This is a genomic window from Paenibacillus sp. DMB5 (genome assembly GCF_001517085.1).
Lineage (GTDB): Bacteria > Bacillota > Bacilli > Paenibacillales > Paenibacillaceae > Paenibacillus_AQ.
The window spans coordinates 37,630-61,675 of record NZ_LRAC01000109.1 but is presented as its reverse complement, the minus strand read 5'-3'; the positions used below and the strand labels follow the sequence as shown (position 1 = coordinate 61,675).

At 52.2% G+C, this 24,046-nt stretch carries 20 protein-coding genes and 2 pseudogenes; 21 read left to right on the top strand and 1 reads right to left on the bottom strand.

Annotated elements, in window-relative coordinates; translation table 11 throughout:
- The first annotated feature begins 10 nt into the window (after nt 1-10).
- From AWJ19_RS11925 to dut, 6 genes and pseudogenes are all read left to right on the top strand, one after another.
- On the top strand, nt 11-958 hold the full coding sequence (locus AWJ19_RS11925) for a bifunctional riboflavin kinase/FAD synthetase (protein ID WP_068723952.1): 948 nt from the start codon (nt 11-13) through the stop codon (nt 956-958).
- A gap of 149 nt (nt 959-1,107) precedes the next feature.
- On the top strand, nt 1,108-1,377 hold the full coding sequence (gene rpsO, locus AWJ19_RS11920; RefSeq protein WP_068723950.1) for a 30S ribosomal protein S15: 270 nt from the start codon (nt 1,108-1,110) through the stop codon (nt 1,375-1,377).
- A 219-nt stretch (nt 1,378-1,596) separates the two neighbouring features.
- Nucleotides 1,597-3,699: a polyribonucleotide nucleotidyltransferase gene (pnp, locus tag AWJ19_RS11915; RefSeq protein WP_068723948.1), complete on the top strand. Its 2,103-nt coding sequence runs from the start codon at nt 1,597-1,599 to the stop codon at nt 3,697-3,699.
- Nucleotides 3,700-3,918: 219 nt separating this feature from the next.
- A pseudogene (locus AWJ19_RS11910) lies at nt 3,919-4,907 on the top strand (polysaccharide deacetylase family protein).
- 80 nt (nt 4,908-4,987) lie between these two features.
- A pseudogene (locus AWJ19_RS11905) lies at nt 4,988-6,252 on the top strand (pitrilysin family protein).
- Entirely contained in the window at nt 6,227-6,676 is a 450-nt protein-coding gene (gene dut, locus AWJ19_RS11900) for a dUTP diphosphatase (RefSeq protein WP_198536550.1), read from the top strand. The pseudogene AWJ19_RS11905 and the gene dut overlap by 26 nt, the downstream one beginning before the upstream one ends.
- Before the next feature lie 245 nt (nt 6,677-6,921).
- Here the strand turns inward: dut and AWJ19_RS11895 are convergent, their stop codons facing one another.
- Nucleotides 6,922-7,470, bottom strand: coding sequence for a S41 family peptidase (locus AWJ19_RS11895; RefSeq protein WP_068723945.1), 549 nt, complete (start codon nt 7,468-7,470; stop codon nt 6,922-6,924).
- A 134-nt stretch (nt 7,471-7,604) separates the two neighbouring features.
- On the opposite strand from AWJ19_RS11895, the gene dpsA reads away from it, so the two are divergent.
- From dpsA to AWJ19_RS11820, 15 genes are all read left to right on the top strand, one after another.
- Nucleotides 7,605-8,501 carry a dipicolinate synthase subunit DpsA gene (gene dpsA / locus AWJ19_RS11890; RefSeq protein WP_068723943.1) on the top strand — a complete coding sequence of 299 codons (897 nt, stop codon included), beginning with the start codon at nt 7,605-7,607 and terminating at the stop codon, nt 8,499-8,501.
- Nucleotides 8,502-9,098, top strand: a complete 597-nt coding sequence (locus AWJ19_RS11885; protein WP_068723941.1) for a dipicolinate synthase subunit B — start codon at nt 8,502-8,504, stop codon at nt 9,096-9,098.
- 121 nt (nt 9,099-9,219) lie between these two features.
- Entirely contained in the window at nt 9,220-10,440 is a 1,221-nt protein-coding gene (dapG, locus tag AWJ19_RS11880) for an aspartate kinase (protein ID WP_068723939.1), read from the top strand.
- A 16-nt stretch (nt 10,441-10,456) separates the two neighbouring features.
- Complete coding sequence (dapA, locus tag AWJ19_RS11875; protein WP_068723938.1) at nt 10,457-11,332, top strand: 4-hydroxy-tetrahydrodipicolinate synthase; 876 nt, start codon at nt 10,457-10,459, stop codon at nt 11,330-11,332.
- A gap of 549 nt (nt 11,333-11,881) precedes the next feature.
- Nucleotides 11,882-13,564 carry a ribonuclease J gene (locus tag AWJ19_RS11870; protein ID WP_068723936.1) on the top strand — a complete coding sequence of 561 codons (1,683 nt, stop codon included), beginning with the start codon at nt 11,882-11,884 and terminating at the stop codon, nt 13,562-13,564.
- A gap of 156 nt (nt 13,565-13,720) precedes the next feature.
- On the top strand, nt 13,721-14,218 hold the full coding sequence (locus AWJ19_RS11865; protein WP_068723934.1) for a sigma-70 family RNA polymerase sigma factor: 498 nt from the start codon (nt 13,721-13,723) through the stop codon (nt 14,216-14,218).
- Nucleotides 14,215-15,225 carry an anti-sigma factor gene (locus AWJ19_RS11860; protein ID WP_068723932.1) on the top strand — a complete coding sequence of 337 codons (1,011 nt, stop codon included), beginning with the start codon at nt 14,215-14,217 and terminating at the stop codon, nt 15,223-15,225. Before AWJ19_RS11865 ends, AWJ19_RS11860 begins: the two co-directional genes overlap by 4 nt.
- Before the next feature lie 138 nt (nt 15,226-15,363).
- The gene (locus AWJ19_RS11855) at nt 15,364-16,119 is read left to right on the top strand and encodes an ATP-dependent Clp protease proteolytic subunit (protein WP_068724063.1); all 756 of its coding nucleotides are present in this window, start codon (nt 15,364-15,366) and stop codon (nt 16,117-16,119) included.
- Nucleotides 16,116-16,331 carry a YlzJ-like family protein gene (locus AWJ19_RS11850; protein ID WP_068723930.1) on the top strand — a complete coding sequence of 72 codons (216 nt, stop codon included), beginning with the start codon at nt 16,116-16,118 and terminating at the stop codon, nt 16,329-16,331. The genes AWJ19_RS11855 and AWJ19_RS11850 overlap by 4 nt, the downstream gene beginning before the upstream one ends.
- Before the next feature lie 89 nt (nt 16,332-16,420).
- On the top strand, nt 16,421-19,087 hold the full coding sequence (locus tag AWJ19_RS11845) for a DNA translocase FtsK (RefSeq protein ID WP_241781709.1): 2,667 nt from the start codon (nt 16,421-16,423) through the stop codon (nt 19,085-19,087).
- 179 nt (nt 19,088-19,266) lie between these two features.
- Complete coding sequence (sleB, locus tag AWJ19_RS11840; protein ID WP_068723927.1) at nt 19,267-20,127, top strand: spore cortex-lytic enzyme; 861 nt, start codon at nt 19,267-19,269, stop codon at nt 20,125-20,127.
- Nucleotides 20,128-20,300: 173 nt separating this feature from the next.
- Nucleotides 20,301-21,539, top strand: a complete 1,239-nt coding sequence (locus AWJ19_RS11835; RefSeq protein ID WP_198536549.1) for a pitrilysin family protein — start codon at nt 20,301-20,303, stop codon at nt 21,537-21,539.
- A gap of 3 nt (nt 21,540-21,542) precedes the next feature.
- Nucleotides 21,543-22,823: a pitrilysin family protein gene (locus AWJ19_RS11830; protein WP_068723924.1), complete on the top strand. Its 1,281-nt coding sequence runs from the start codon at nt 21,543-21,545 to the stop codon at nt 22,821-22,823.
- Nucleotides 22,823-23,590 (top strand): 3-oxoacyl-ACP reductase FabG, encoded by a 768-nt coding sequence (fabG, locus tag AWJ19_RS11825; protein WP_068723922.1) that lies wholly within the window; start codon nt 22,823-22,825, stop codon nt 23,588-23,590. Before AWJ19_RS11830 ends, fabG begins: the two co-directional genes overlap by 1 nt.
- Nucleotides 23,591-23,740: 150 nt before the next feature.
- Entirely contained in the window at nt 23,741-24,001 is a 261-nt protein-coding gene (locus AWJ19_RS11820; protein WP_068723920.1) for a DUF3243 domain-containing protein, read from the top strand.
- Nucleotides 24,002-24,046: the final 45 nt, after the last annotated feature.

The following is a 24,046-nucleotide window of genomic DNA, read 5'->3' as shown; positions in this document are numbered from 1 at the left end:
GAGAAACAGCGTGAGAACCGTAACCTTAAGCTATCCAATACCGCCGGAGACTGCGGCGGAGTGGGCTCAGCCGCAAGTAGCCGCCCTGGGACAGTTCGACGGGCTGCACCGCGGACATGCCAGCGTCATTACATCCGCTGTTGCCCTGGCCCGCAGACAAGGTGTACCGGCTGCAGTGATGACCTTTCATCCTCATCCCAAGGATGTTATGGGCAAAGGCGATTATGATGGATATTTGACCCCGCCAAAGGACAAGCAGGAAATCCTGGACGGTATGGGCGTCGATATTTTGTATATAATAGAATTTAATGAGCAGCTCTCCAGGGTCAGCCCGCAGGATTTTGTATCTGTAATGCTGCTGCCGCTGCAGATTGTAACGGCCGTGGTCGGATTTGATTTCCGCTTCGGCTATCTGGGCGAAGGGGATGCGGATATGCTTCGTGAACTGGGGCAGGGAGCAATGGGTGTCGAGACGGTTCCGCCTTTTCTGCTTGAAGGGGAGAAGGTGAGCAGCTCGGGAATCCGGAGAAGCCTGTACAGCGGAGATCTGGCCCTGGCGAACAGCTGGTTCGGCCGCTGCTATCATCTGCGCGGAACGGTTGGACATGGTGAGAAGCGGGGTCGTACGATCGGTTTCCCGACAGCGAACCTTCAGCTTGAGGACCGTTATGTCATTCCGGCAAAAGGCGTTTATGCCGTTAAGGTTTTCTATAAGAATGAAACCCTGTATGGTGTCATGAATGTCGGTGTCAAACCTACCTTCCATGACGGAATGGCAGCGCCGAGCTTTGAAGTGCATCTGTTCGATTTTGCTGATGATATTTACGGACAGGAGCTTAAGGTTGAGCTTCAGGCTTTTATACGGCCTGAACGGAAGTTCGAGTCGATTGATGCGCTCATCTCGCAGATTGCACAGGATGCCGGCACGGCAAAAGAGCTGCTGGGTTATTCTTCATAATCTTCTGCGGACATGCGTTTACTTTTGTCTCCGAAGATGCTATACTGATTAACGTTGCTGGAATGACAGCATCATAACCTTAGCTTGGTTGCACGTTCTCACCGACGGCGACGAGGCTACTGGCGATTATAATGAAGGAGGTGAACAGGATGGCATTGACTCAAGAACGTAAACACCAATTGATCGACGAGCACAAAACTCATGAATCCGATACAGGATCCCCTGAGGTGCAAGTTGCTATCCTTACGGAGAATATCGTTAATTTGACTGACCACTTGCGTACGCACAAGAAGGATCACCATTCCCGCCGCGGACTGCTGAAGATGGTTGGACAACGTCGTAAACTGTTGGCTTATTTGAAGAATAAGGATATCCAACGTTACAGCGCCCTGATCGAAAAACTGGGATTGCGTCGCTAATTTCCATAAGAGTAACCTTAAAGCAGCCTGGTTGTATACCGTATGTCCTTCTTACGATCGACAACGGGACAGCCGGGTTGCTTTTTGAAAATTTACGGAGATTTTTCCAGTTTTCAAAAGGATATGATTCGCAGAAACGGCTATTTTACCTTTATGGAGGACAAGCCGTTTTTGCTTGTAGAATGAATCGCAACAAATTACCCATCAAGGAGGGATTTTATGGAACAACGTGTTGAGATGCAGCTTGGCGGAAGACGCCTTGTGCTGGAAACCGGGCGTCTTGCTAAACAGGCAAATGCCGCTGTAATGGTCCGCTACGGAGATACTGCAGTATTGTGTACGGTTACTGCCTCCAGTGAGCCTAAAGATCTTGATTTTTTCCCGCTTACAGTGAACTATGAAGAAAGACTATACGCAGTAGGTAAAATTCCGGGCGGATTCATCAAACGCGAAGGCAGACCAAGCGAAAAAGCGATTCTGTCCAGCCGTTTGACTGACCGTCCGATTCGTCCTTTGTTCCCGGAAGGGTTCCGTAACGATGTTCAGGTATTGAACATGGTAATGAGCGTGGATCAGGACTGTGCGCCGGATATCGCGGCAATGATCGGTACTTCTGCTGCGCTGAGCATTTCCGATGTGCCGTTTGACGGTCCGATCGGCGGAGTGGCTGTCGGCCGGATCAATGGCGAATTCGTTATTAATCCTGACGTTGCCCAGCAGGAAGCCAGCGACATCTATGTCGTGGTTGCCGGAACCAAAGATGCCATTATGATGGTTGAAGCAGAAGCAAACGAAGTGCCGGAGGATGTGATGCTGGAAGCCATCATGTTCGGGCATGAAGAAATCCGCAAGATCGTAGCCGTTATTGAAGAGCTGGTAGCTGTTGCCGGTAAAGAAAAGATGGCCGTGAAGCTGCATGCTGTAAATGCTGACGTGAATACTGAGGTTCGTGCTTTTGCCGGAGACCGTCTGGTGGAAGCCGTTAAAATCGCCGAGAAGCACGCGCGCCAGGACGCAATTGATCTGATCAACAGCGAAACCGTGGAGTATTTCGTTGAGAAATACATAGAAACACCTGAGCTGCTGAAGGATGTCAAGGAAGTGCTGCATGATATCGTCAAGGATGAAGTGCGCCGCCTGATTACGCATGACAAAGTGCGTCCGGATGGCCGCAAGCTGGATGAGATCCGTCCGATCGAATGTGATACGGCACTGCTGCCGCGTACACACGGTTCCGGGCTCTTTACACGCGGACAGACACAAATCCTCAGCGTATGTACACTTGGTGCGCTTGGTGACGTGCAGATTCTGGATGGAATCGATCCGGCTGAAACCAAACGCTTCATGCATCATTACAACTTCCCGCCGTTCAGCGTAGGGGAAGCCCGTCCGCTGAGAGCACCGGGCCGCCGCGAGATCGGTCACGGAGCACTGGGTGAACGCGCCTTGTCGAAGGTTATCCCTAGTGAAACGGAATTCCCATACACCATTCGTCTGGTATCGGAAGCTATTGAATCCAACGGTTCAACTTCCCAGGCAAGCATCTGCGCCAGTATCCTGGCAATGATGGATGCAGGCGTACCGATTAAGGCTCCTGTAGCCGGTGTAGCGATGGGTCTGATCAAAGACGGAGAGCATGTCTCCATTCTGACTGACATCCAGGGTATGGAAGATCACCTCGGTGATATGGACTTCAAGGTAGCAGGTACTGCTGAAGGCGTAACTGCAATCCAGATGGATATCAAGATTGCCGGTATTGACCGCAAAATCCTGAAGGAAGCTTTGGATCAAGCCAGAGAAGGACGTCTGTTCATCCTGGACAAAATGAATGAAGCGATCTCTGCGCCAAGACCTAACCTGTCCAAATATGCGCCTAAGATCATCATCATCAATATCAATCCGGACAAGATCCGTGATGTTATCGGTGCCGGCGGCAAGATCATCAACAAGATCATTGAAGAAACCGGCGTGAAGATCGATATTGAGCAGGATGGACGCGTATTTATCGGTTCCTCCGACGAAGCGATGATTCAGAAAGCCCGCGGTATCATCGAAGGTATCGTGAAGGAAGTTCAGGTGGGTGAAATCTATGTGGGTACAGTCCGCCGTATTGAGAAGTTCGGTGCGTTTGTGGAACTGATTCCCGGAAAAGACGGTCTGGTTCACATTTCCCAGCTGTCCACAGAGCGCGTAGCCAAGGTTGAAGACGTTGTTGCCATCGGTGATACCATCACCGTTAAAGTAACCGAAATCGACCAGCAGGGCCGTGTTAACCTGTCACGCAAGGCGGTATTAACTGCTGAGAGCGGTGCGAAGGCCTAAGCCTTCCCATTCCGGTCTATAAGGAATATGTATGAAGAAGAGACAGAAGCTTATGCATTCTGGCTCTTTTTTAACGTTCCTGCAGCTTTGCTCCTGAAGCCGGTTACTTTAAAGTTGAAGTGTCATATTTCATTTCTGTCATTCATAGGCTGGGACAAAGCGTCCTGTACGTGCTGTGCGGGACGATGTAGACCGTATCTAACCGGGGAGGACAGTTGCATGAAAACGGACAAGGCGGCGCTTGTGCTGGCCTGTATAGCTGTTGTAATCGGAATAGGCAGTACCGACGGTCCGGTAAAGGAGATGCTGGCGCAGCTTAAGCCGCAGGATGCCCTTGCGGTAACGGCTGAACTGCCGGGAGAGAAGGGCCATAAAGATCTGCGGGCACAGGTGGAGCAAAAAGCAGCTGAACTGAATGCACCGCCGGTGGATGCCACGGTAGACCGTGTCTGGAAGGCTATTCCGGGCTATAACGGCCTTGAGGTGGATGTGGAAGCCAGTTACCGGAATACCCTGCTGCAGGGGTCGGGGGAAGGATTGAAGCTGGTCTACCGCCAGACGCAGCCCAAGGTTTCTTTGAATGACCTGGGGGCTCATCCGATCTACCGCGGCAATCCGGCCAAGCCGATGGTAGCCTTCATGATCAATGTGGCCTGGGGCAATGAGTATATTAAGCCGATGCTTGATATTCTGGATGAGGAACAGGTGAAGGTGACCTTTTTTCTGGACGGCACCTGGCTGAGCAAGAACAAGGAACTTGCGGCTGAAATGCTGAAGCGCGGGCACGAGATGGAGAACCATGCTTACACCCATCCGAATATGAGCACTTTGAGCAGGGCAAGGGCAACCGCCGAGATCCAGAAGACGCAGGTTTTGCTAAAAGAGAGCCTGGGCGTAACCAATCAGTGGTTTGCCCGCCGTCGGGGGATTTTGACCAGGAGACCGTGGAGATTGCTGCAGCGCTCGGGCTGAAGACGGTGCTCTGGACCCTGGATACGGTAGACTGGCGCAACCCCGCCCCTGAAGCCGTTGTAGCCAAAATCAGTGCAAAGGCGGAGCCAGGGACACTGGTGCTGATGCATCCGACAGCCTCGTCATCCAGGGCGCTTAAAGGGATGATCCGGGCGGTTAAGGCAAAAGGACTAAAGCTCGGAACCGTCAGCGAGACCTTGTCAGCAGAGCGGCTTTTACCCTCTGATGTTGAGTGAGCCGTTATTTTCTGGTAGGATTAAATTCGCTTAAGATTTTGGGCAGAACAGAAACAGGGCTATGCCAGGAGGACGTACAATTGGAAAAAATAGTGTTATCGAACGGCCTGCGGGTGGTGACGGAGAAAATCCCGACCGGCCGGTCCGTTTCCTTTGGAATCTGGGTCAGAACCGGTTCCCGCAATGAAAATCCCTTGAACAACGGTATTTCCCATTTCATTGAACATATGCTCTTCAAAGGCACCGACCGCTTTAGCGCCAAGGATATAGCCGAGCAGTTTGATGCGATTGGCGGCAACGTCAATGCATTTACCTCAAAGGAATATACATGCTATTATGCAAAAGTGCTGGATGAGCATCTGCCGATAGCGGTGGATGTGCTGTCTGATATGTTTTTCCGCTCAAAGATGGACGCCGAAGAGCTGGCCAAGGAAAAAACGTCATTCTCGAAGAAATCGCCATGTGCGAGGACACGCCGGATGATCTGGTGCATGACCTGATGTGTGCTGCCGCTTACGGGGAGCATCCGCTTGCTTACTCGATTCTCGGGCTGAAGGAACGCCTGCTTGAGATGACGCCGGATGATCTGCGCGCTTACATGAAGGAGCAGTATACGATCGAAAATACCGTAATCAGCGTAGCCGGGAACATCGATGACGGTCTGATTGATCTGCTGGAGCGCCACTTCGGCGAATTCGACAATCATGGCCAGGCTCCGGAGCTTACAGCGCCTGATTATCAGGGCGGACTGCTGTTCCACCGCAAAAAAACCGAGCAGAACCACATCTGTATTTCCCTGCCGGGTGTACAGAGCGGCGGACCGCTGCAGTATCCGATGGTACTGCTTAACAACACCGTTGGCGGAGGAATGAGCTCACGGCTGTTCCAGGAGATCCGTGAGAAGCGGGGGCTTGCCTATTCCGTCTATTCCTACCACAGCTCCCAGGTGGATAGCGGCCTGTTCACCGTGTATGCGGGAACCGCACCCAAGCAGACGAAGGAAGTAACCGAGCTGATCAAGGAAATGATGCAGGAGCTGGCTGTGAAGGGCATCAGCGAAGATGAGCTGAGAAAAGGCAAAGAGCAGCTTAAGGGCAGCCTGATTCTCAGCCTCGAGAGCACCAGCAGCCGGATGAACCGGATTGGTAAAAATGAGCTGATGCTGGGAAGACATGACACACTTGATGATATGATTGAAAAAATCAGCCGGGTTACGATGGATGATGTGAACCGGCTGCTGGACCATATGTTTGCTGAACCTCTCGCACTGGCGATGGTCGGCTCAACAGATAAAGCGATTGCCAATGTTAGGAGAGATGATCTTGTCTTATCACGTTCAAATTAACAAGCTTTCGGGAAATGAGGATGTGCAGCTCCCGCGCAAAATGTCGGAGCAGGCTTCAGGCTTTGACCTGCATGCCTCAGTAGCAGAGCCGGTAGTACTTGCTCCCGGCGAGCGCGCCCTAATCCCTACCGGCATTGCTCTGGCAATGCCTGACGGGCTGGAGGCGCAGATCCGACCGCGCAGCGGGCTGGCCTTCAAGCACGGCATTACCTGCCTGAACACACCGGGAACCATTGATGCCGATTACCGCGGTGAGATCAAGGTGCTGCTGATCAATCTGGGGCAGGAGCCTTTCGCCATTGCCCGCAATGAGCGGATTGCCCAGATGGTGTTCCAGGCCGTTCCGTCAGTAACGCTGGTGGAAGTGGAAGAGCTGTCCGAAACAGAACGCGGCGCCGGCGGCTTCGGCCATACCGGGAAGTAAGGATTTATTGCACATTTAAGAGCTTGCAGATAAACCGCCCTTTAGGGGCGCTATCTGCAAGCTTTTTTCTTTTTGAAGGGTCTTTATTTGCCACTACTATTCATTTTCAGATCTGCACGCACAACCTCCCGCAGCTTCTCCAGCTGCGCATCCCGCCGTCCGATAATATCTTTGGCTGTAGTGTAGGCTTCAATATCCGGCTGCAGGGAATCTGCAGGATCACGTTCCGGTAAGGAACGGGTGAATTATTTGAACGAAACCTGGAAATGGATGCCCGAGGCAGGAAGCTGGAAGGTAAGGATATCGCCGTAGGATGACGGCTGGTTGCCTGTTGCTTCACCGATAATTTGGCCGAGGCCGTTATCCTGGACTATGACAGCGAACATGTTGGCGGAGCTGAAGGTTTGGGGAGAGGTCAGCAGATAGGGCTTGCCCTTGTATGGAAAGTCTGTCTTCATGTCGTTCTCGATTAGCTGCCTTAGCGACTGCACTACTCCATCATCCTGATCTGCACCACGCACATTGCCCCGGTTATTATTAACCACCAGTCCGTCACGCGCCCAAAACAATGAAAGATCAAGGAACTTTAGGTTCTCCAGCTCCCAGTATAAAACCGTATGCCCGTCATGCATCAACGAGACAATCTCGTTTGCGGTGAAATAAAAATCTGCGTCGCTTTGCGGCTTCCCGATTTTGCTGTAGGCAGATTCTATGACCTGCTTCTGTCCGCTGCTCCAGCCGTTAATCAGAGAAGGATGGACTTTCCCGATCGAAAAGTCCAGATCCTGCTGCATCTGTTCCGGATTTAAAAGCGTTCTGTGATTTATGTGGTGCGCCCAGGAATTATTCTCCGCTTTTCACCCATCCGCGTGCCCCGGCATAAGATGCTTTATAGTCGATAGTGTATGTGGAAAGGAGCGTCATCCCTATGCTTACTGGCATCAGGATCGTGTTCCTGGGCGGGGACGCGAGACAGCTTGAAGTCATTCGAAAGTGTGTGGAAATGGATGCGGCGGTCAGCGCCGCCGGATTTGAGAAATGGGAGGCCCCTAGCCCGGGGGTGAACCTGGAACAGCTGTCGCCTGAGCTGCTCGGCAATGCGGATGTGCTGGTGCTGCCTACGGTGGGCTGTGACGAGGAAGGGAATATCAACGCGCTGTTTTCATCCGGCCGTCTGCAGCTGCTGGAGGAGCATGCTGCTGCCCTGCCGGAAGGATGTACAGTATACACCGGAATAGCCAAAAGCTATCTGCGAAGCCTGTGCACAAGACATAAGCTTAAGCTCATAGAGCTGTTGAACCGGGATGATGTGGCGATCTATAACTCGATTCCGACAGCGGAAGGTGCGCTGGTCATGGCCATTCAGAATACCGATTTTACCATTCACGGCTCCACTTCCATGGTGCTTGGGATGGGACGCACCGGTTTTACTATGGCAAGGGCACTTCAGGGGCTCGGCTCCACAGTCAAGGTGGGTGTAAGGAAGCAGGATCATTATGCCCGGGCGGAGGAGATGGGCTGGAAGCCGTTTATGACCGGGGAGCTGCTGCAGCAGGTTGGCGATACTGATCTGATTTTTAATACGATACCAAGCATGATTATTACAGCACAGATTCTTTCCCGTGTTCCCAAGAGTAGCGTCATTATTGACCTGGCTTCGGCGCCGGGCGGATGCGACTTCCGGTATGCGGAGAAGCGCGGCATCAAGGCGATGCTGGCACCCGGGCTGCCCGGGATTGTCGCCCCGAAAAGCGCCGGGATGATTATGGGCAATGCGCTGGTACAGTCGATCTCGGAGGAGATTCTAACGAAGGGGGACCAATAAATGGATTGGCACGGAAAAACAGTAGGTTATGCGATTACCGGCTCACACTGCACCTTTGCGGAGGTGATGCCGCAGATTCAGCGGTTTATGGACGGGGGAGCGAAAGTGGTGCCGATTGTTTCCGCATCCGTGCTGAATACGGACACCCGGTTCGGCACATCGGAAAATTGGCTAAAACAGTTGAAAGATATAACGGGGAATGATATCATTTCTACAATTGTTGATGCGGAACCGCTGGGTCCATCCAAGCTGCTCGATGTGCTGACAATAGCTCCCTGCACAGGCAATACGACGAGCAAGCTGGCTAACGCCATGACTGACAGCCCTGTCCTGATGGCTGCCAAATCGCAGATGCGCAACGGCCGTCCGCTTGTGCTGGCCATTTCGACTAATGACGGCCTGGGTCTGAACGCGGCGAATATTGCGAAGCTTCTGGTAGCCAAACATATTTATTTTGTGCCGTTCGGCCAGGATAACCCTGAGGGCAAGCCCAATTCGCTTGTAGCACGCATGGAGCTCATTCCTGAAGCCTGCTACGCCGCTCTGCAGGGCAAACAGCTGCAGCCGATGATTATCGAACGGTTTCATTCAGCATAGCATGAAGGTCTGCATGGAGCAGACCTGAATTGATTTATAAGCCTTACTTGCGCCGTCCTCATGCTGGGGGCGGTTCAGCACTTTTTTAGCTTGTTTAGAGAAGTAATGGAGGAATTATACGATGGGTATTTTAGTGCAAAAATTCGGAGGTACTTCACTTTCGACACCGGCAGCAAGAGAGCATGTCATCAGCCATGTCAAACGGGAGCTGGCAAGCGGATTCAATCTTGTAGTCGTTGTTTCTGCAATGGGCCGCAAAGGCGAGCCTTATGCTACCGACACCCTGCTGGACTGGGCGGTACAGAACGGCAACGCGCTGCCTGACCGCGAGAAGGATCTGCTGATGTGCTGCGGAGAGATTATCTCGGCAACTACGCTGTGCGGGCTGCTGGAGGAGCAGGGCATCCGTGCCACTGTGCTGACGGGGGCACAGGCGGGCTTTTTGACTGACAGTAATTACGGAAATGCAAGAATTCTCGATGTCCGCACCGAACGGATTCTACGCGAACTGCGCGAGCATAAAGTAGTAATAGTAACCGGGTTCCAGGGTCAGACCGAAGCCGGGGATTTCACGACCCTTGGCAGAGGCGGAAGTGATACTTCGGCAACTGCGCTCGGAGCCGCCCTCCGTGCAGATATGGTCGATATTTATACCGATGTGGACGGAATTCTGACTGCTGATCCGCGGATTGTTGAGGATGCCAAGCCTCTGACCTATGTCAGCTATACCGAAATCTGCAACATGGCCTACCAGGGGGCTAAGGTTATTCACCCGCGTGCCGTGGAAATTGCCATGCAGGCCAATATTCCGGTACGTGTACGCTCTACCTTTTCCGAATCAGAAGGTACGCTGGTTACCCATCCTGAAGGGTTTAATGATGTATCCAACGGCATTGTAGACCGGTTTGTAACCGGGATAGCCTATGTAAGCAACATTACACAGATTTCTGTGGAATGCCCTGACGGCAACGGCACAGGCGTACAGCTCCAGATTTTTAAGAGCATGGCCGACAACGGCATCAGCGTTGACTTCATTAACGTAACGCCTACAGAGGCGCTGTATACCGTCAATGACGACAAATCCGAGCGGGCTATCGCTGCGCTGCAGGAGCTGGGGCTCCGTCCCAAAAGCTTATCCGGCTGCGCCAAGGTCTCGGTAATCGGGGGAGGAATTAACGGTGTACCGGGGATTATGGCCCGGATCGTTGAGGCGCTCAGCTCGCAGAATATTCAGATCCTGCAGTCGGCGGATTCGAATACTACCATCTGGGTTCTTGTGAAAAAGGAAGATATGGTGCAGTCGCTGCGTGCGCTGCATGCCAAATTTGAATTGCACCGCTGACAAGGAGGAATTCAAAGTGGATTTCGGTAGACTGATCACTGCGATGGTAACCCCCTTTGACGGGGATGGAGAAATCAACTGGGAAGGAACTTCCCGGTTGGTCGATTATTTGATCGAAGAACAGAAATCCGAAGCGCTGGTTGTCTGCGGGACGACGGGGGAATCGCCTACCTTGACCGATGAGGAGAAGCTGAAGCTGTTTTCCTTTGTCCTGAATAAAGCAGACGGACGCTGTAAAATTATCGCCGGAACCGGCACCAACAGCACCAGACATTCCATACATCTAACGAAGGAAGCAGAAAAGATCGGCGTAGACGGTGTTCTGCTGGTCGTTCCTTACTACAACAAACCGAACCAGGAAGGGCTGTATCAGCATTTCTCGGCGATTGCCGGCAGCACCTCTTTGCCATGTATCCTGTACAATGTTCCCGGACGAACAGGTGTGAGCATGAGTGCGGCAACGACACTGCGGCTTGCGGAGATTCCGAACATTGTCGCCACCAAGGAATGTGCCTCCGTGGACCAGATTACATTGATTGCTACGGCATGCCCTGAAGATTTTCATGTCTACACAGGCGATGATTCTGCAGGTCTGGCTACCCTGGCGGTCGGCGGGCACGGAATTATCAGTGTGGCGGGACATATTATCGGCTCCCAGATGTCAGAGATGATTCAGGCATACCTGGCCGGAAATGTGAAGCGGGCAGGAGACCTGCACCGTCAGCTGTTCCCTGTGTTCAAGGGTCTCTTTGAATGTCCGCAGCCGCTGCCGAATCCGGCCGCAGTCAAGTATGCGCTGTCGCTGCGCGGAATGGACGTCGGTTCTGTCCGGCTCCCGCTGGTCGGCCCGAATGAAGCTGAGGCCGCTTTTATCAAAGCGCTGCTGAATTAGCCTTGATCCGATACAGAATCTTTACTAACTTAAACCGGTATCCCTTTAATGGGAGCCGGTTTTTTTGATGAAAATCCGCATTTTATTTGGGCTGGTTTATGCACCTTTACCGCAAATAATGCCTGAATTCTAAGGAAAGAATAAGCTTACATAGCGGATGACTTGTCTTTTGCCAAAAAAATCATGTATAATGTTCTTAAGTGACTGGGTGCGGTTAATTAAATATGCGGTAATCTTCCGTCAATGTTTTTTTACATTGTGAGACAGGGTAGGTCCTTCTATAAGTCTGTGCTATTGCTGTCGGTTTTTTGCGCGAGGGGCGCAGCATTGGCCTTTGACGGATATTATCCAGTTCAAGAAGCTACTCACTTCTCGGTTTCGGGATTTTTCGCATTGCACAGCAGATATGATCAGACTTGAAGCGATATCCCTGTTTTTTATGGAAGCTATCGGCAATTTGAACAATGTGTTCAGCGCCGCTGAAATATGAAGCTTAATGATTTGCCAATAAAAGGGTGACGTCCAACATCATAGGAGGGTTAGATTCATTTGTCCAAAAAAAATAACAACAACGATAAGCTAATGATTTTCGCTTTGGGCGGAGTCGGAGAAATCGGTAAGAACATGTATGTAGTCCAATATGCTAACGACATTGTGGTCGTGGATGCAGGACTTAAATTCCCGGAAGAGGATATGCTCGGTATTGATATTGTTATCCCAGACATCTCATACCTGACTGAGAACCGTGATAAGGTTAGAGGGATCGTCCTCACTCACGGACACGAAGATCACATCGGCGGTCTGCCTTATGTGCTCAAGAACCTGAATGTTCCGGTATACGGAACAAGACTTACGCTCGGCCTGGTCGAGAACAAGCTGAAGGAAGCCAATTTGCTTGGCGAAACGAAGCGTATTCTGATTAACGAAGATTCGGTTATCGATCTGGGAACTTCCCTGCAGGTAACCTTCTTCAGAACCAACCACAGTATTCCGGATTCCGTAGGCGTATGCATTGAAACCCCGGAAGGTAACGTCGTTCATACAGGTGACTTCAAATTTGACCATACACCAGTCAATGGCCAATATGCGAACCTGCACCGGATGGCGGAAATCGGCCAGAAGGGTGTACTCGCCCTTATGTCTGACAGTACCAATGCCGAGAAGCCGGGCTTCACCCCTTCGGAGAAAAATGTCGGTATCGTGCTTGAGGATATTTTCCGCAAAGCCGACCAGCGCGTAGTAGTAGCGACTTTTGCCTCTAACGTGCACCGTATTCAGCAGGTGGTTAATGCTGCAGAATCGACAGGCCGCAAGATCACTGTTATCGGACGCAGTATGGTTAACGTAGTTGCCATTGCTTCCGAGCTTGGATACCTGCATGTACCGGACGGTATGCTGATTGAGCCGGAGGAAATGAACCGCATGGCTGCCAACCGCGTTGTCGTGCTCTGCACAGGCAGCCAGGGTGAGCCGATGTCGGCACTTACCCGCATGGCCCGCTCCAGTCACCGTAAGGTGGATATCCTGCCGGGAGATACCGTTATTATTGCGGCGACTCCGGTTCCGGGCAACGAGAAGTATGTCGGCCGTACCATTGATGAACTGTTCCGTCTCGGCGCCAATGTAATCTACAGCGGCTCGAACTCCGGCGTTCACGTATCCGGTCACGGCAGCCAGGAAGAGCTCAAGCTGATGCTTAACCTGATGAAGCCGAAGTACTTCATTCCAATCCACGGTGAATTCCGGATGCAGCGCAGACATGCGCTTCTGGCAGAATCCGTCGGCGTGGATCCGAGTAACATCTTCATCACGGAGATTGGTGAAGTGATTGAGATTCAGGGCGGGGGAGCCCGCAGAGCCGGTAAGGTTACTGCAGGCAACGTGCTGATCGACGGTCTGGGTGTCGGCGACGTAGGTAACATCGTACTCCGCGACCGCAAGCTGCTGTCCCAGGACGGTATCCTCGTAGTCGTCGTTACACTGAGCAAACAGAACGGAGCGATTGTCTCCGGGCCGGATATCATTTCCCGCGGCTTTGTATATGTCCGTGAGTCCGAAGGACTGCTGGACGAAGCCAACCGGATTGTATCCAGCACGCTGCAGCGTCTGATGAGCGAGAAGGTCAATGAGTGGGCTTCCCTCAAGACGAGCGTCAAAGATTCCCTCGGCCGTTTCCTGTATGAACAGACGCGCCGCAGACCGATGATTTTGCCGATTATTATGGAAGTTTAAGAAGATAGCTTCTTCTATTTAAATAAGCAGGGCGCAAGAGCCCCTTCTCTCCCGGAAATATTGGACGGTTTCCTGGGGAGGAGGGGTTTTTGTTATTTTTACGGCAAGAGACAACATTTCCTTCGTCTAATCGTTATACTGCCAGGGAGGTGCATAATGGGGGCTAAGCTTAAGGAGCAGCTGCTGGGATCCAAAATGGCCGAGATCCGCAGATATCTCATCCGCCTGGGCGCAGCGCCTGAAGATGCGGAGGATATTGTACAGGATACGGTCTGCAAGGCACTGCAGTATATAAGCGGGATTGAAGAGCGCAATTTCAGCGCCTGGCTCTATAAGGTTGCAATAAACCGCTATTATGATCTGTGCCGCAGACATAAACGGTTTCAGTACACTATGGAGGCAGAGGAGCAGGCAGCGCCGGATAAGGAGCAGCCGGAGTCGCAGCTGTTGCAGCGTGAACAGAAGGAGCGGATTGAGCAGACGCTAAGCCGGATGATTCCGGCAAACCGCCAGCTGATTCTGCTCAAATATGAGCTGGGCTTATCCTATAAGGAAATCGCAGCATTACTGGGAATCAGTGAAGGAACGGTAAAAGCGTCTCTATACCGGGCAAGACAACAGTTTCAACAATTTTACGGAGGTGAGGCACATTGACTGCCCCATGGAATGAAGAAGAGGACAAGCAGCTGTCGCAGGTCTTGAAAAAGGCAAAACGCAAAAGTACGGTGCGCAGCATTTTAATTTCGCTGGCCGTAGTGCTTGTTACATTAACCGCTATATTTTTTGGTGCTGCCCAGATGGTGAATCACAGATCCTCAGAGACCCTTACGAGCGAGTGGATGTACAGGATGATCAGCAGTCCTAACGAATATGAATCAGGATATAAAGATACCCGCGGATTTTTATCCGGCGTGCTGGAAACGAACACCTACAAAATAATTGAGGGTGTTCCTATACCCTGGGATCAAGAATGGACGAATTATAATGAATGGTGGTTTCCGTTCACTACAGGCGCATACGGAGGGACATCAGCTCTGACAGTCAGCAATTCCGAGCTGGAGCAGGCCGGTTATGAATACGGCAGACAGTATAACCCTTACAATGGCCAGCGGGAAATGCTCTACTATATCCCGGAAGTGGATTATAACGGGAAGATTTTTAATGACCTGTCGCTGCTTAGTGAAATGGAGCCCGGGAAGCTTGCGGAAATGTCGCTGTCATTCGATCAGTCCTATTCGTTTGAAGAGGTGCGAGCCATGCTGCCAGCGGGCGTAAGACCTGTATGGTATTGGGTTGATACCTATGGTGAGCGTAAAGGATTTCAGTTTGAACCCCGCGAAGACGGAAACGGAGGAACAAGCTACCCTTTGCCAATGTCAGGTTATGGGGTATACGGCTTCGGAATCCGTCCCGACTACGATAAAGTAACACCTGAAGACTTTGTAGACTCCGTTCAAAGCGGATTGTCGCGCAAGGACATATACTATGAAGAATATAAGCAGATCATTGAGAATTTGAAAAAGGATAAAACCGCACCGGAAGCAAGTGATGTCCGTATTCTGGGCGTAGTTGTTACAGGTACAGCTCCCGGCCTGGCCAGCCTGCAGGGACAAAGTTATATCCGGGGCGCTGTGCTTGGGGCTGTCGTCGACAAGTACTAAAAGGAAATGCCCGTTTCTGCATAAGCCGCTCACCGTAAATGTCATACTAAGCACAGTCAGTATGGCTGCAGCTTTATAAGAGCTGCAAGCGGAAAGGGTGAGCTGCAAGTGGATAAGAAGCAAGGTTTGCATACGGGCATCAGCAACGCGGAGGTTCAGCCGGAGGAAACCAGGACAGCTGCTCCTGAAGCAGTCCCGCCTGCCGTAAATATGCTTAAAGAGCTGGGCCAGACGGCGGTGCCGAGCGCAGAGCCGGATATTTTCTGCATGACGATCATCGGCCAGATCGAGGGGCATTTTGTACTCCCGCCGCATAATAAAACGACTAAATATGAGCATATTATTCCGCAGCTTGTGGCGGCAGAACAGAACAAGAATATTAAAGGCCTCCTGATTATTCTGAACACTGTCGGAGGTGACGTAGAGGCCGGGCTGGCCATTGCCGAAATGATTGCTTCCCTGTCCAAGCCTACGGTTACGGTGGTTATCGGAGGCGGACACAGCATCGGTGTGCCGATTGCTGTAGCATCCAGCTACTCCATAATTGCCGAAAGCGCAACGATGACCATTCATCCGATCCGGATGAACGGGCTTGTGATCGGCGTGCCGCAGACCTTTGAATATATGGAACGGATGCAGGAGCGGATGGTGCGGTTCGTCACCTCCCATTCGCGGATCAGTGAACAGATGTTCAAGGATCTCATGTTCAAAACAGGAGAGCTGAACCGTGATATCGGTACCGCGGTAGGCGGGTATGATGCCGTTAAATTCGGGCTGATGGACGAGGTTGGCGGAATCGGCGCCGCCCTGGCGCATTTAAACCGGATGATAGCCGGTACAGTAATACCAGCTGCCGGAGCCGGTGAGCTTGCTCAGGGAGGCCTGCCGCAATGACCTTTTATACCGTTGTGCCGCTTGAACAAATGTTTGAGGGGGCTTACAGTAACGGGCAGCAGCTGCAGGAGGTGACAATCGGGGGGATGCTGATGCAGGTAGAGCCGCTGGAAGGCAGGCAGGCACGGATTGTACGTCTGCTTCAGTGTCCGCTGGACAAGTATCTTGACCCGGCGTTCGCTCCCGGTGCAGTTGTCGATTACGATAAATAACGGAGCGCCATAAAGTTGCATTTTTTTACAGAACAGAACATAGGTACGCCACGCCATTATATGGTATAATGTTGCCGGGGGTGGCTGGCGTGGCTAAACGGAGAAAGAGAAAGTCAAAGAAAAAAGCGACAATCGGCAGCGTTCTTAAATATGAAATTTATGGTATTATGCTTATTACCATTTCGGTAATTGCCCTGTCCGGCGAAGCTGCCGTAGGGCGGTCTCTGTCCAGTATGGCGGGATACCTGCTGGGCAGATTTTATTTTGTTCTGCCGGTCGTCGGCATCATCTACGGGCTAATGGTCATGATACACAGGAAGTGGCCATCCGGCTGGAACACTCGTTATACCGGTGCGGTGATGCTGGTCCTGTCCTTATGCCTTATGAGTTCGATCTCAGCCATGCAGCAGAAGCTGGGACCTATTAATATGCTGCATCCCGGCAATGTGCTGGCGCAAATACATAATGATCTATCCGGTGCGCTGAAGCTCGGTACCAATGACAGCAGTGTCTACCTGCTGGGCAAGGACATCAGCGGCGGATATGTTGGTGCGCTGGAGTTCGCAGCACTGCTGTGGCTGTTCGGTACATTGGGTGCGAAGCTGATTATGATCGTAATGCTGGCAATCAGCTTCATGCTGGTTACCAACCTCTCCTATGTGGAGTTGTTCTCGCTGCTGCGGGTACGCTCCGTGAAGCTGCTGGAGAATCTCAGGCAGAGAGCTGCCAACCGCCCGGCTGCGGTTCCGGTTTCACCCCGTTCGTCCAGAGGCGGCAGGTCTTCTGCACCACCGCCTCCCGACGATGACGAGGACGATGAAGAAGAGGACGAGCCGTCTCTTCCAAGAAGAAGCCAGCCGCTGTTCTTCCGCCGGATCGGCGGCTGGCTTAACGGATCTGGGTCCACCGGATCTGTTGAAGCAGGGGGCGACGAGTCAGGCTCTGATGTGAGGACGCCGGATCCGGGCATGACTGTATCTCCGGTAATTTCAGGATTTGAAACAGACAGCTTGGATGCTGTTCAGGAGAGGTCTGAATCTGAATTTGCCGATGAGGATCTGGAGCCGGTAACTCCGATCATCCGTGACTTCTTCGAGCATATCCGTTCTGAAGGACTAAGTGAGGAGGAGCGGGAAGAGTGGGGCGGATTTTCACCTGCCGCGCGCAGTGCAGAAGCACGTAGTACAGGTGCCCCAGGCACTCCTGTAGCCGCAAGGCAGCCTGTTACAGATCTTGTGCCGGATGAGGATGTCACGGTAGATCTTGAAGGCCTGCTGGGTACGTCCGAGAGCGGAGAGCCTGCTCCGGCTCCGCCGCTTCCGCCGCCGCCCAAGCCATATAAGCTTCCGCCGTTCAGGCTGCTGTCCAAACCGAACGGCGGCGGCAAAGCGGGAGACCAGAACGATTACATGCAGACTGCCCGTAAGCTGGAGGCGACGCTGGAGAGCTTCGGCGTCCGAGCCAAGGTGCTTGAGGTGGTCCGCGGGCCTGCTGTAACCCGGTATGAAATCCAGCCGGATATCGGGGTTAAGGTCAGCCGGATTGTTAATCTGACCGATGATATTGCGCTGGCGCTTGCAGCTAAGGATATCCGGATGGAGGCTCCGATCCCGGGCAAATCGGCTATCGGTATCGAAGTGCCTAATCCGGAGGTTTCGCTTGTTACGATGCGTGAAGTAATGGAAACACAGATTTTCCAGGATGCCGAATCCAGGCTGTCCATTGCCTTCGGGCGCGACATTTCCGGCCAGACCATTGTCGGCAATCTGGCCAAGATGCCCCATCTGCTCGTTGCCGGGGCTACGGGATCAGGTAAGTCGGTCTGCATCAACGGGATTATTACCAGCATTTTGTACAAAGCCAAGCCGGACGAGGTTAAGTTCCTGATGGTCGACCCCAAGATGGTTGAGCTTAATGTCTATAACGGTATCCCGCATCTGCTTGCACCGGTCGTTACCGATCCGAAGCGTGCGAGTCTGGCCCTGAAGAAGATTGTGGTAGAAATGGAGAAGCGTTATGAGCTGTTCTCCAAATCGGGAACACGCAATGTTGAAGGCTACAATAATCTGATGAAGGACAACCCTGCGGCAATTCTTCCCTACATTGTTGTTATTGTGGACGAGCTCGCCGACCTGATGATGGTTGCAGCAAACGATGTGGAAGACGCAATCTGCCGTCTGGCACAAATGGCGCGTGCTGCGGGCATTCATCTTATTATCGCTACCCAGCGGCCATCCGTTGACGTTATTACCGGCCTGATCAAGGCGAATATCCCTTCAAGGATCGCCTTTGGCGTATCCTCGAATGTGGATTCGCGGACCATTCTCGATATGCCGGGTGCAGAGAAGCTGCTGGGACGCGGCGATATGCTCTTTCTCCCGATGGGTGCGTCTAAGCCAGTCCGTGTACAGGGCGCATTCATGAGCGACCAGGAGGTGGAGTCGATCGTACAGTTCGTCAGCAGCCAGGGAGAAGCTGAATACGACGAGACACTTGTACCTGAAGTGGATGATGCCATTTCAGAAGATCAGGAGCCACAGGATGAATTGTATGATCAGGCTGTACAGATCGTCCTGGAAGCGAAGCAGGCATCTGTCTCGCTGCTGCAGCGGCGTATGCGGGTAGGCTATACCCGTGCCGCCCGGCTGATAGATGCGATGGAAGCACGGTCGGTTATCGGTCCTTACGAGGGCAGCAAGCCGCGTGAAGTGCTGATGTCGCTGGAGCAGTATCAGCAGAACCGGATCAGCTCTTAAACCTTATTGACAAAGCACTCTTTCCTTTACGGAAAGGGTGCTTTTTGCTGTGGAAAGGCACTCCTTCCGAAGGATATGCAGCAGAGTTCAGCTCGCCCATGCATAGGATGTCCTGCCAGTCGTCATAATAACTTTAGCCATCCATGTTGAACTTACAATAGAAAGGTAGAGCGACCCCAATGAAAAAACAAAAGCAGTGGATATTTGCCTTAATGACTCTGGTACTGGCAGCCGCACCGTTTGCGGGAGTCCTTTTCAAGAACCAGGATGTCTACGCCAATCCGCAGCAGCAGACCGAATCCGTTAGCCCTCTTTCCGGGGAAGAGGCGCTGCCGGCTTTCGGGACGACTCCGCTGAAGGTTGGCTCATCAGGCCAGGATGTATATGAGCTGCAGGGCAGACTGAAGTATCTTGGTTACTATAACGGAAAGATTGACAGCCAGTTTGGTGCCAAGACCAAAAATGCGGTAACCTGGTTCCAGTGGAAATTCGGGATGAAGGCAGATGGTATTGTCGGGGCTAAAACAAAGCTGAAGCTGTATAATGCGACCAAAGCATGGAAGCCGACAGAGCCTTCAACCACAACAGCCAAAAAGAATACGGGCAACAACACGGCCGCCAAGACAGGCAATACCGGCAAAACGAATACAACTGCAGAATTATCCTCCGGCAACACCATGGGCTTGTCCGAAAATGACCTGAAAATCATGGCCAATGCCGTATACGGCGAAGCACGCGGGGAGCCGTTTGAGGGACAGGTGGCGGTGGCTGCGGTAATCCTGAACCGGGTTAAATCCCCGAGCTTTCCCAATACGCCGTCAGGTGTTATTTTTCAGCCGGGAGCTTTTACGGCTGTAGCTGACGGGCAGATTTACCTCGAACCAAATGAACAGGCCCGCAAGGCGGTTCAGCAGGCGCTTAACGGCTGGGACCCTTCCGGCGGCTGCCTGTATTATTTTAACCCGAAGACGGCAACTTCCAAATGGATCTGGACCCGGCCGCAGGTAATGACGATCGGGGAACATATTTTCTGTATGTAAGACTATACACCGACTTAAAGCAACCGGTAATTCTTCTGCCGGTTGCTTCCTTACTTTGGAATGGTTTAGAATGGATAATACTTCATAAACTTAAATAGTACTGCATCTATCCACGCCGTAAAGGAGTTTTGGACTTGACAAACAATGGATTTCAACATGGCAACGCCGCAGGCATGCGCATCCATGTACTGCCCACCAAGGCGTTTAAAACCTTCGCCATTTCCCTCTATGCCGGAGTGCCTCTGGATGAGAGCACAGTCACCCCGACAGCGCTGGCTCCTTTTGTCCTCCGCAGAGGCACAGCCACTTACCCGGAGACCATGCAGTTCCGCGAGCGGCTGGAAGAGCTTTACGGAGCCGGATTCGGCTTTGACGTCTACAAACGGGGCGATTATCAGATTGTCCAGTTCCGGATGGACACGATCAACGATTCTTTTGTCCAGAGCAAGGAAAGTCTGCTGGGCGAGTCGTTTGCCTTCCTCGGTGAGGTGCTGACCCGGCCTTTGCTGGAGGACGGAAGCTTCCGCGCCTCTTATGTGGCAACCGAGCGCGAAACGGTGCGCAAGAAGCTGGAAGCAATCGTCAACGATAAAATCCGCTACGCCGCCGAACGCTGCATTGAGGAAATGTGCCGCCAGGAGCCTTACCGTCTGCATCCGCTTGGCCAGAGAGCCGACCTGGACAGCATCACGCCCAAGAGCCTGTATGAATCTTATACAGCCTGGCTGAACGGCGCCATTCTTGATCTGTATGTGGTTGGCGATACAACGCCTGAAGAAGTTGAGAAGCTGGTTATCCGTCATTTTGGCCGTGCCCACAAGGAAACGTCCGGTTACAGCTCCAACTTTAAGCCGGTGGCTGTTTCAGAGGTCCGCACGGTGGAAGAAAAGCTGGATGTTAATCAGGGCAAGCTCAACATGGGCCTGCGCACCTCCATAACCTATTCAGACGACAGATATGCTTCAGCGCTGATGTACAACGGTATTCTCGGCGGGTATCCGCACTCCAAGCTGTTTGTTAACGTCCGTGAAAAGGAAAGTCTGGCGTATTATGCTTCCTCCCGCTATGACGGCCACAAGGGGATCGGCACCATCCAGTCGGGGATCGAAACGCAGAATTATGGCAAGGCCGTTGACATTATCCGCAAACAGCTCGATGAGCTGAAAGCCGGGAATATCAGTGATCTGGAGCTGAATCAGACCAAAGCGATGATCCGCAACCTGTTGTCGGAGATACAGGACTCTGCATTTGAGCTGATTTCGTTTGATTTTAACCGCCAATTGTCCGGAAAAGACCGTTCAGCGCAGGAATTGCTTGCACAAGTGGACGGAATTGGTGCTGAAGACGTGAAGGCGGCTGCCGACACCTTCCAGCTGGATACGATTTATTTCCTTACAGGGAAGGGGGAATAGCAGATGAACAAAATTCATTACGACAAGCTGCAGGAAACGCTGTATCACGAGGTTATGGACAACGGGCTGCAGGTCTATGTCCTGCCTAAACCGGCATTCAAAAAAACCTACGCGACCTTTGCGACCAAATACGGTTCGGTAGACAATCATTTTAAAGTGGCCGGCGGTGAAGAAACAACAGTACCGGACGGGATTGCCCACTTCCTGGAGCACAAAATGTTTGAGGAGCCGGAAGGCGATATTTTTGCTACCTTTGCCTCCAACGGCGCTTCTGCGAATGCTTTCACCAGCTTTGACCAGACGGTATACCTCTTTTCGGCAACCGAAAATATTGAGACCAATCTCAGCACCCTGATTGATTTCGTGCAGCGTCCTTATTTTACGGATGAAAATGTAGAGAAGGAAAAGGGCATCATCGGGCAGGAAATCAATATGTATGCCGATAATCCGGACTGGCGCGTCTATTTCGGATTAATTGAGGCGATGTATTCCAAGCATCCGGTGCATATTGATATCGCCGGCACGATTGACTCCATTGCTACGATCACCAAAGAAACACTCTACACCTGCTACAATTCCTTTTATCATCCGAGTAATATGCTGCTGTTCGTTGTCGGCGGTGTAGAGCCCGAGAAGGTATTTGAGCTGGTCCGCAGCAACCAGGCAGCCAAGGACTATGACAAACAGGGTGAAATTACGCGTATTTTTGAAGAAGAGCCTGCCCAGGTAGCACAGAAACACAAAGAAAGCCGGCTTGCTGTATCCATGCCGAAATGCCTGTTCGGTTTCAAGGAGAAACCGGAGGGGCTGACCGGGGAAGCTGCGGTACGCCGAGACCTGACAACGAAGCTGATGCTTGACCTGCTGTTCGGAAGCAGCACGGCGCTCTATCAGAAGCTGTACGATGAAGAGCTGATTTCAGACAGCTTCGGCCATGAATTCAACAGCTCCCCGCAATATGCCTTTTCGGCGGTCGGCGGAGATACGAAGGACCCGGATCTGCTGCTGAAGCGGATCAAGGAAGAGGTTAATGCGGTGCTTGCTTCCGGCTTTGCCGAGAAGGACTTTGAACGGGCCCGCAAAAAGAAAATCGGCGGTTATCTGCGCATGCTGAATTCGCCGGAGAGCATCGCGCATGAATTCACGCGCTATCAGTTCCGCGGCGGTGATTTATTTGAAGTGCTTCCGGTCTACGAATCGATTACACTGGATGAGGTCAATGACCGTCTCCGTGCCCATGTTGACTGGGAACAGCTTAGCGTATCGCTTGTGGTGAGCCCTTAATGGCGTTAACGGGAGAGGGCGGCAAACCAATCAATGAGATGACCGTGCTCATAACGGGAGGAAGCGGGGGAATCGGCGGCGCAATCGCCGAGCGTTTTGCTTCTGTAGGCATGAACATTGTCATTCATTATATGAATTCACATGAAGCGGCAAATGATGTTGCCCGCCGCTGTCTGGCAATGGGGGCAAAGGTGATGACCGTGGCTGCGGACATGAAAGACCGCAGCCAGCTTTTGCGTATGGCTGAACGTCTGGAAAGCAGCGGCATGCTGCCGGATATTCTGGTCAACAATGCCGGAAAGGCCCATTATGGGATGCTGGCCGATGTCACGGAAGAGGAATGGGACGAAGTGATGGCAGTCAACCTTAAGGGAACCTTTTTATGCAGCCAGATTTTTATGCCTTATATGGTCTCGCAGCGCTTTGGCCGGATTATTAATGTATCCTCCGTCTGGGGCATTTCCGGCGCCTCCTGTGAGGTGGCCTACTCTGCAAGCAAAGGCGGCGTCAACGCCTTTACGAAGGCGCTGGCCAAGGAGCTGGCCCCTTCGGGGGTGACGGTGAATGCTGTGGCGCCCGGGGCCGTGAATACAGCGATGCTTAATAATCTTCAGGAGGAGGAGCTGCGCATGCTGGAGGAGGAAATTCCGGCCGGCCGGCTTGCTTCACCGGAAGAGGTGGCTTCACTTGTCTATTTTCTGGCATTGCCTGAATCGGGTTATATCACCGGCCAGGTGATCAGTCCGAACGGCGGCTGGATTACTTAGCGTATATGTTTTTCCGGGCGGCTTGGAGAAATCTCCAGCATAAGAACAGCACGTACGAGACATATTAATACTGTTGCTTTTAAATCATCACGTAAGACGGCTGACGGCTGAACAGGGCGTCCGGACCGTAACCATGAAGGAGGATTTAAGATGTCAACAGAATCCGTAGTAAAGAACTTTGATACCTGGAAGAGCTTTCTGGGTGAACGGGTCATTCAGGCTGAAAAAATGGGGATGAGTGAAGAAACCATCACCAAGCTGGCTTTTGAAATCGGGGAATTCCTCGACAAAAAAGTCGATCCGGGCAACTACTCCAACCGGGCGATCAAAGAGCTGTGGGATGTCGGTACGGACGATGAGAAGTATACCATTGCTTCCCTCATGGTCAAGCTGGCGAAGAAAAACGCATAGGCAAGCGGAAGGAGCTCCCCATAGCGGGAGCTTTTCTGCAATTAT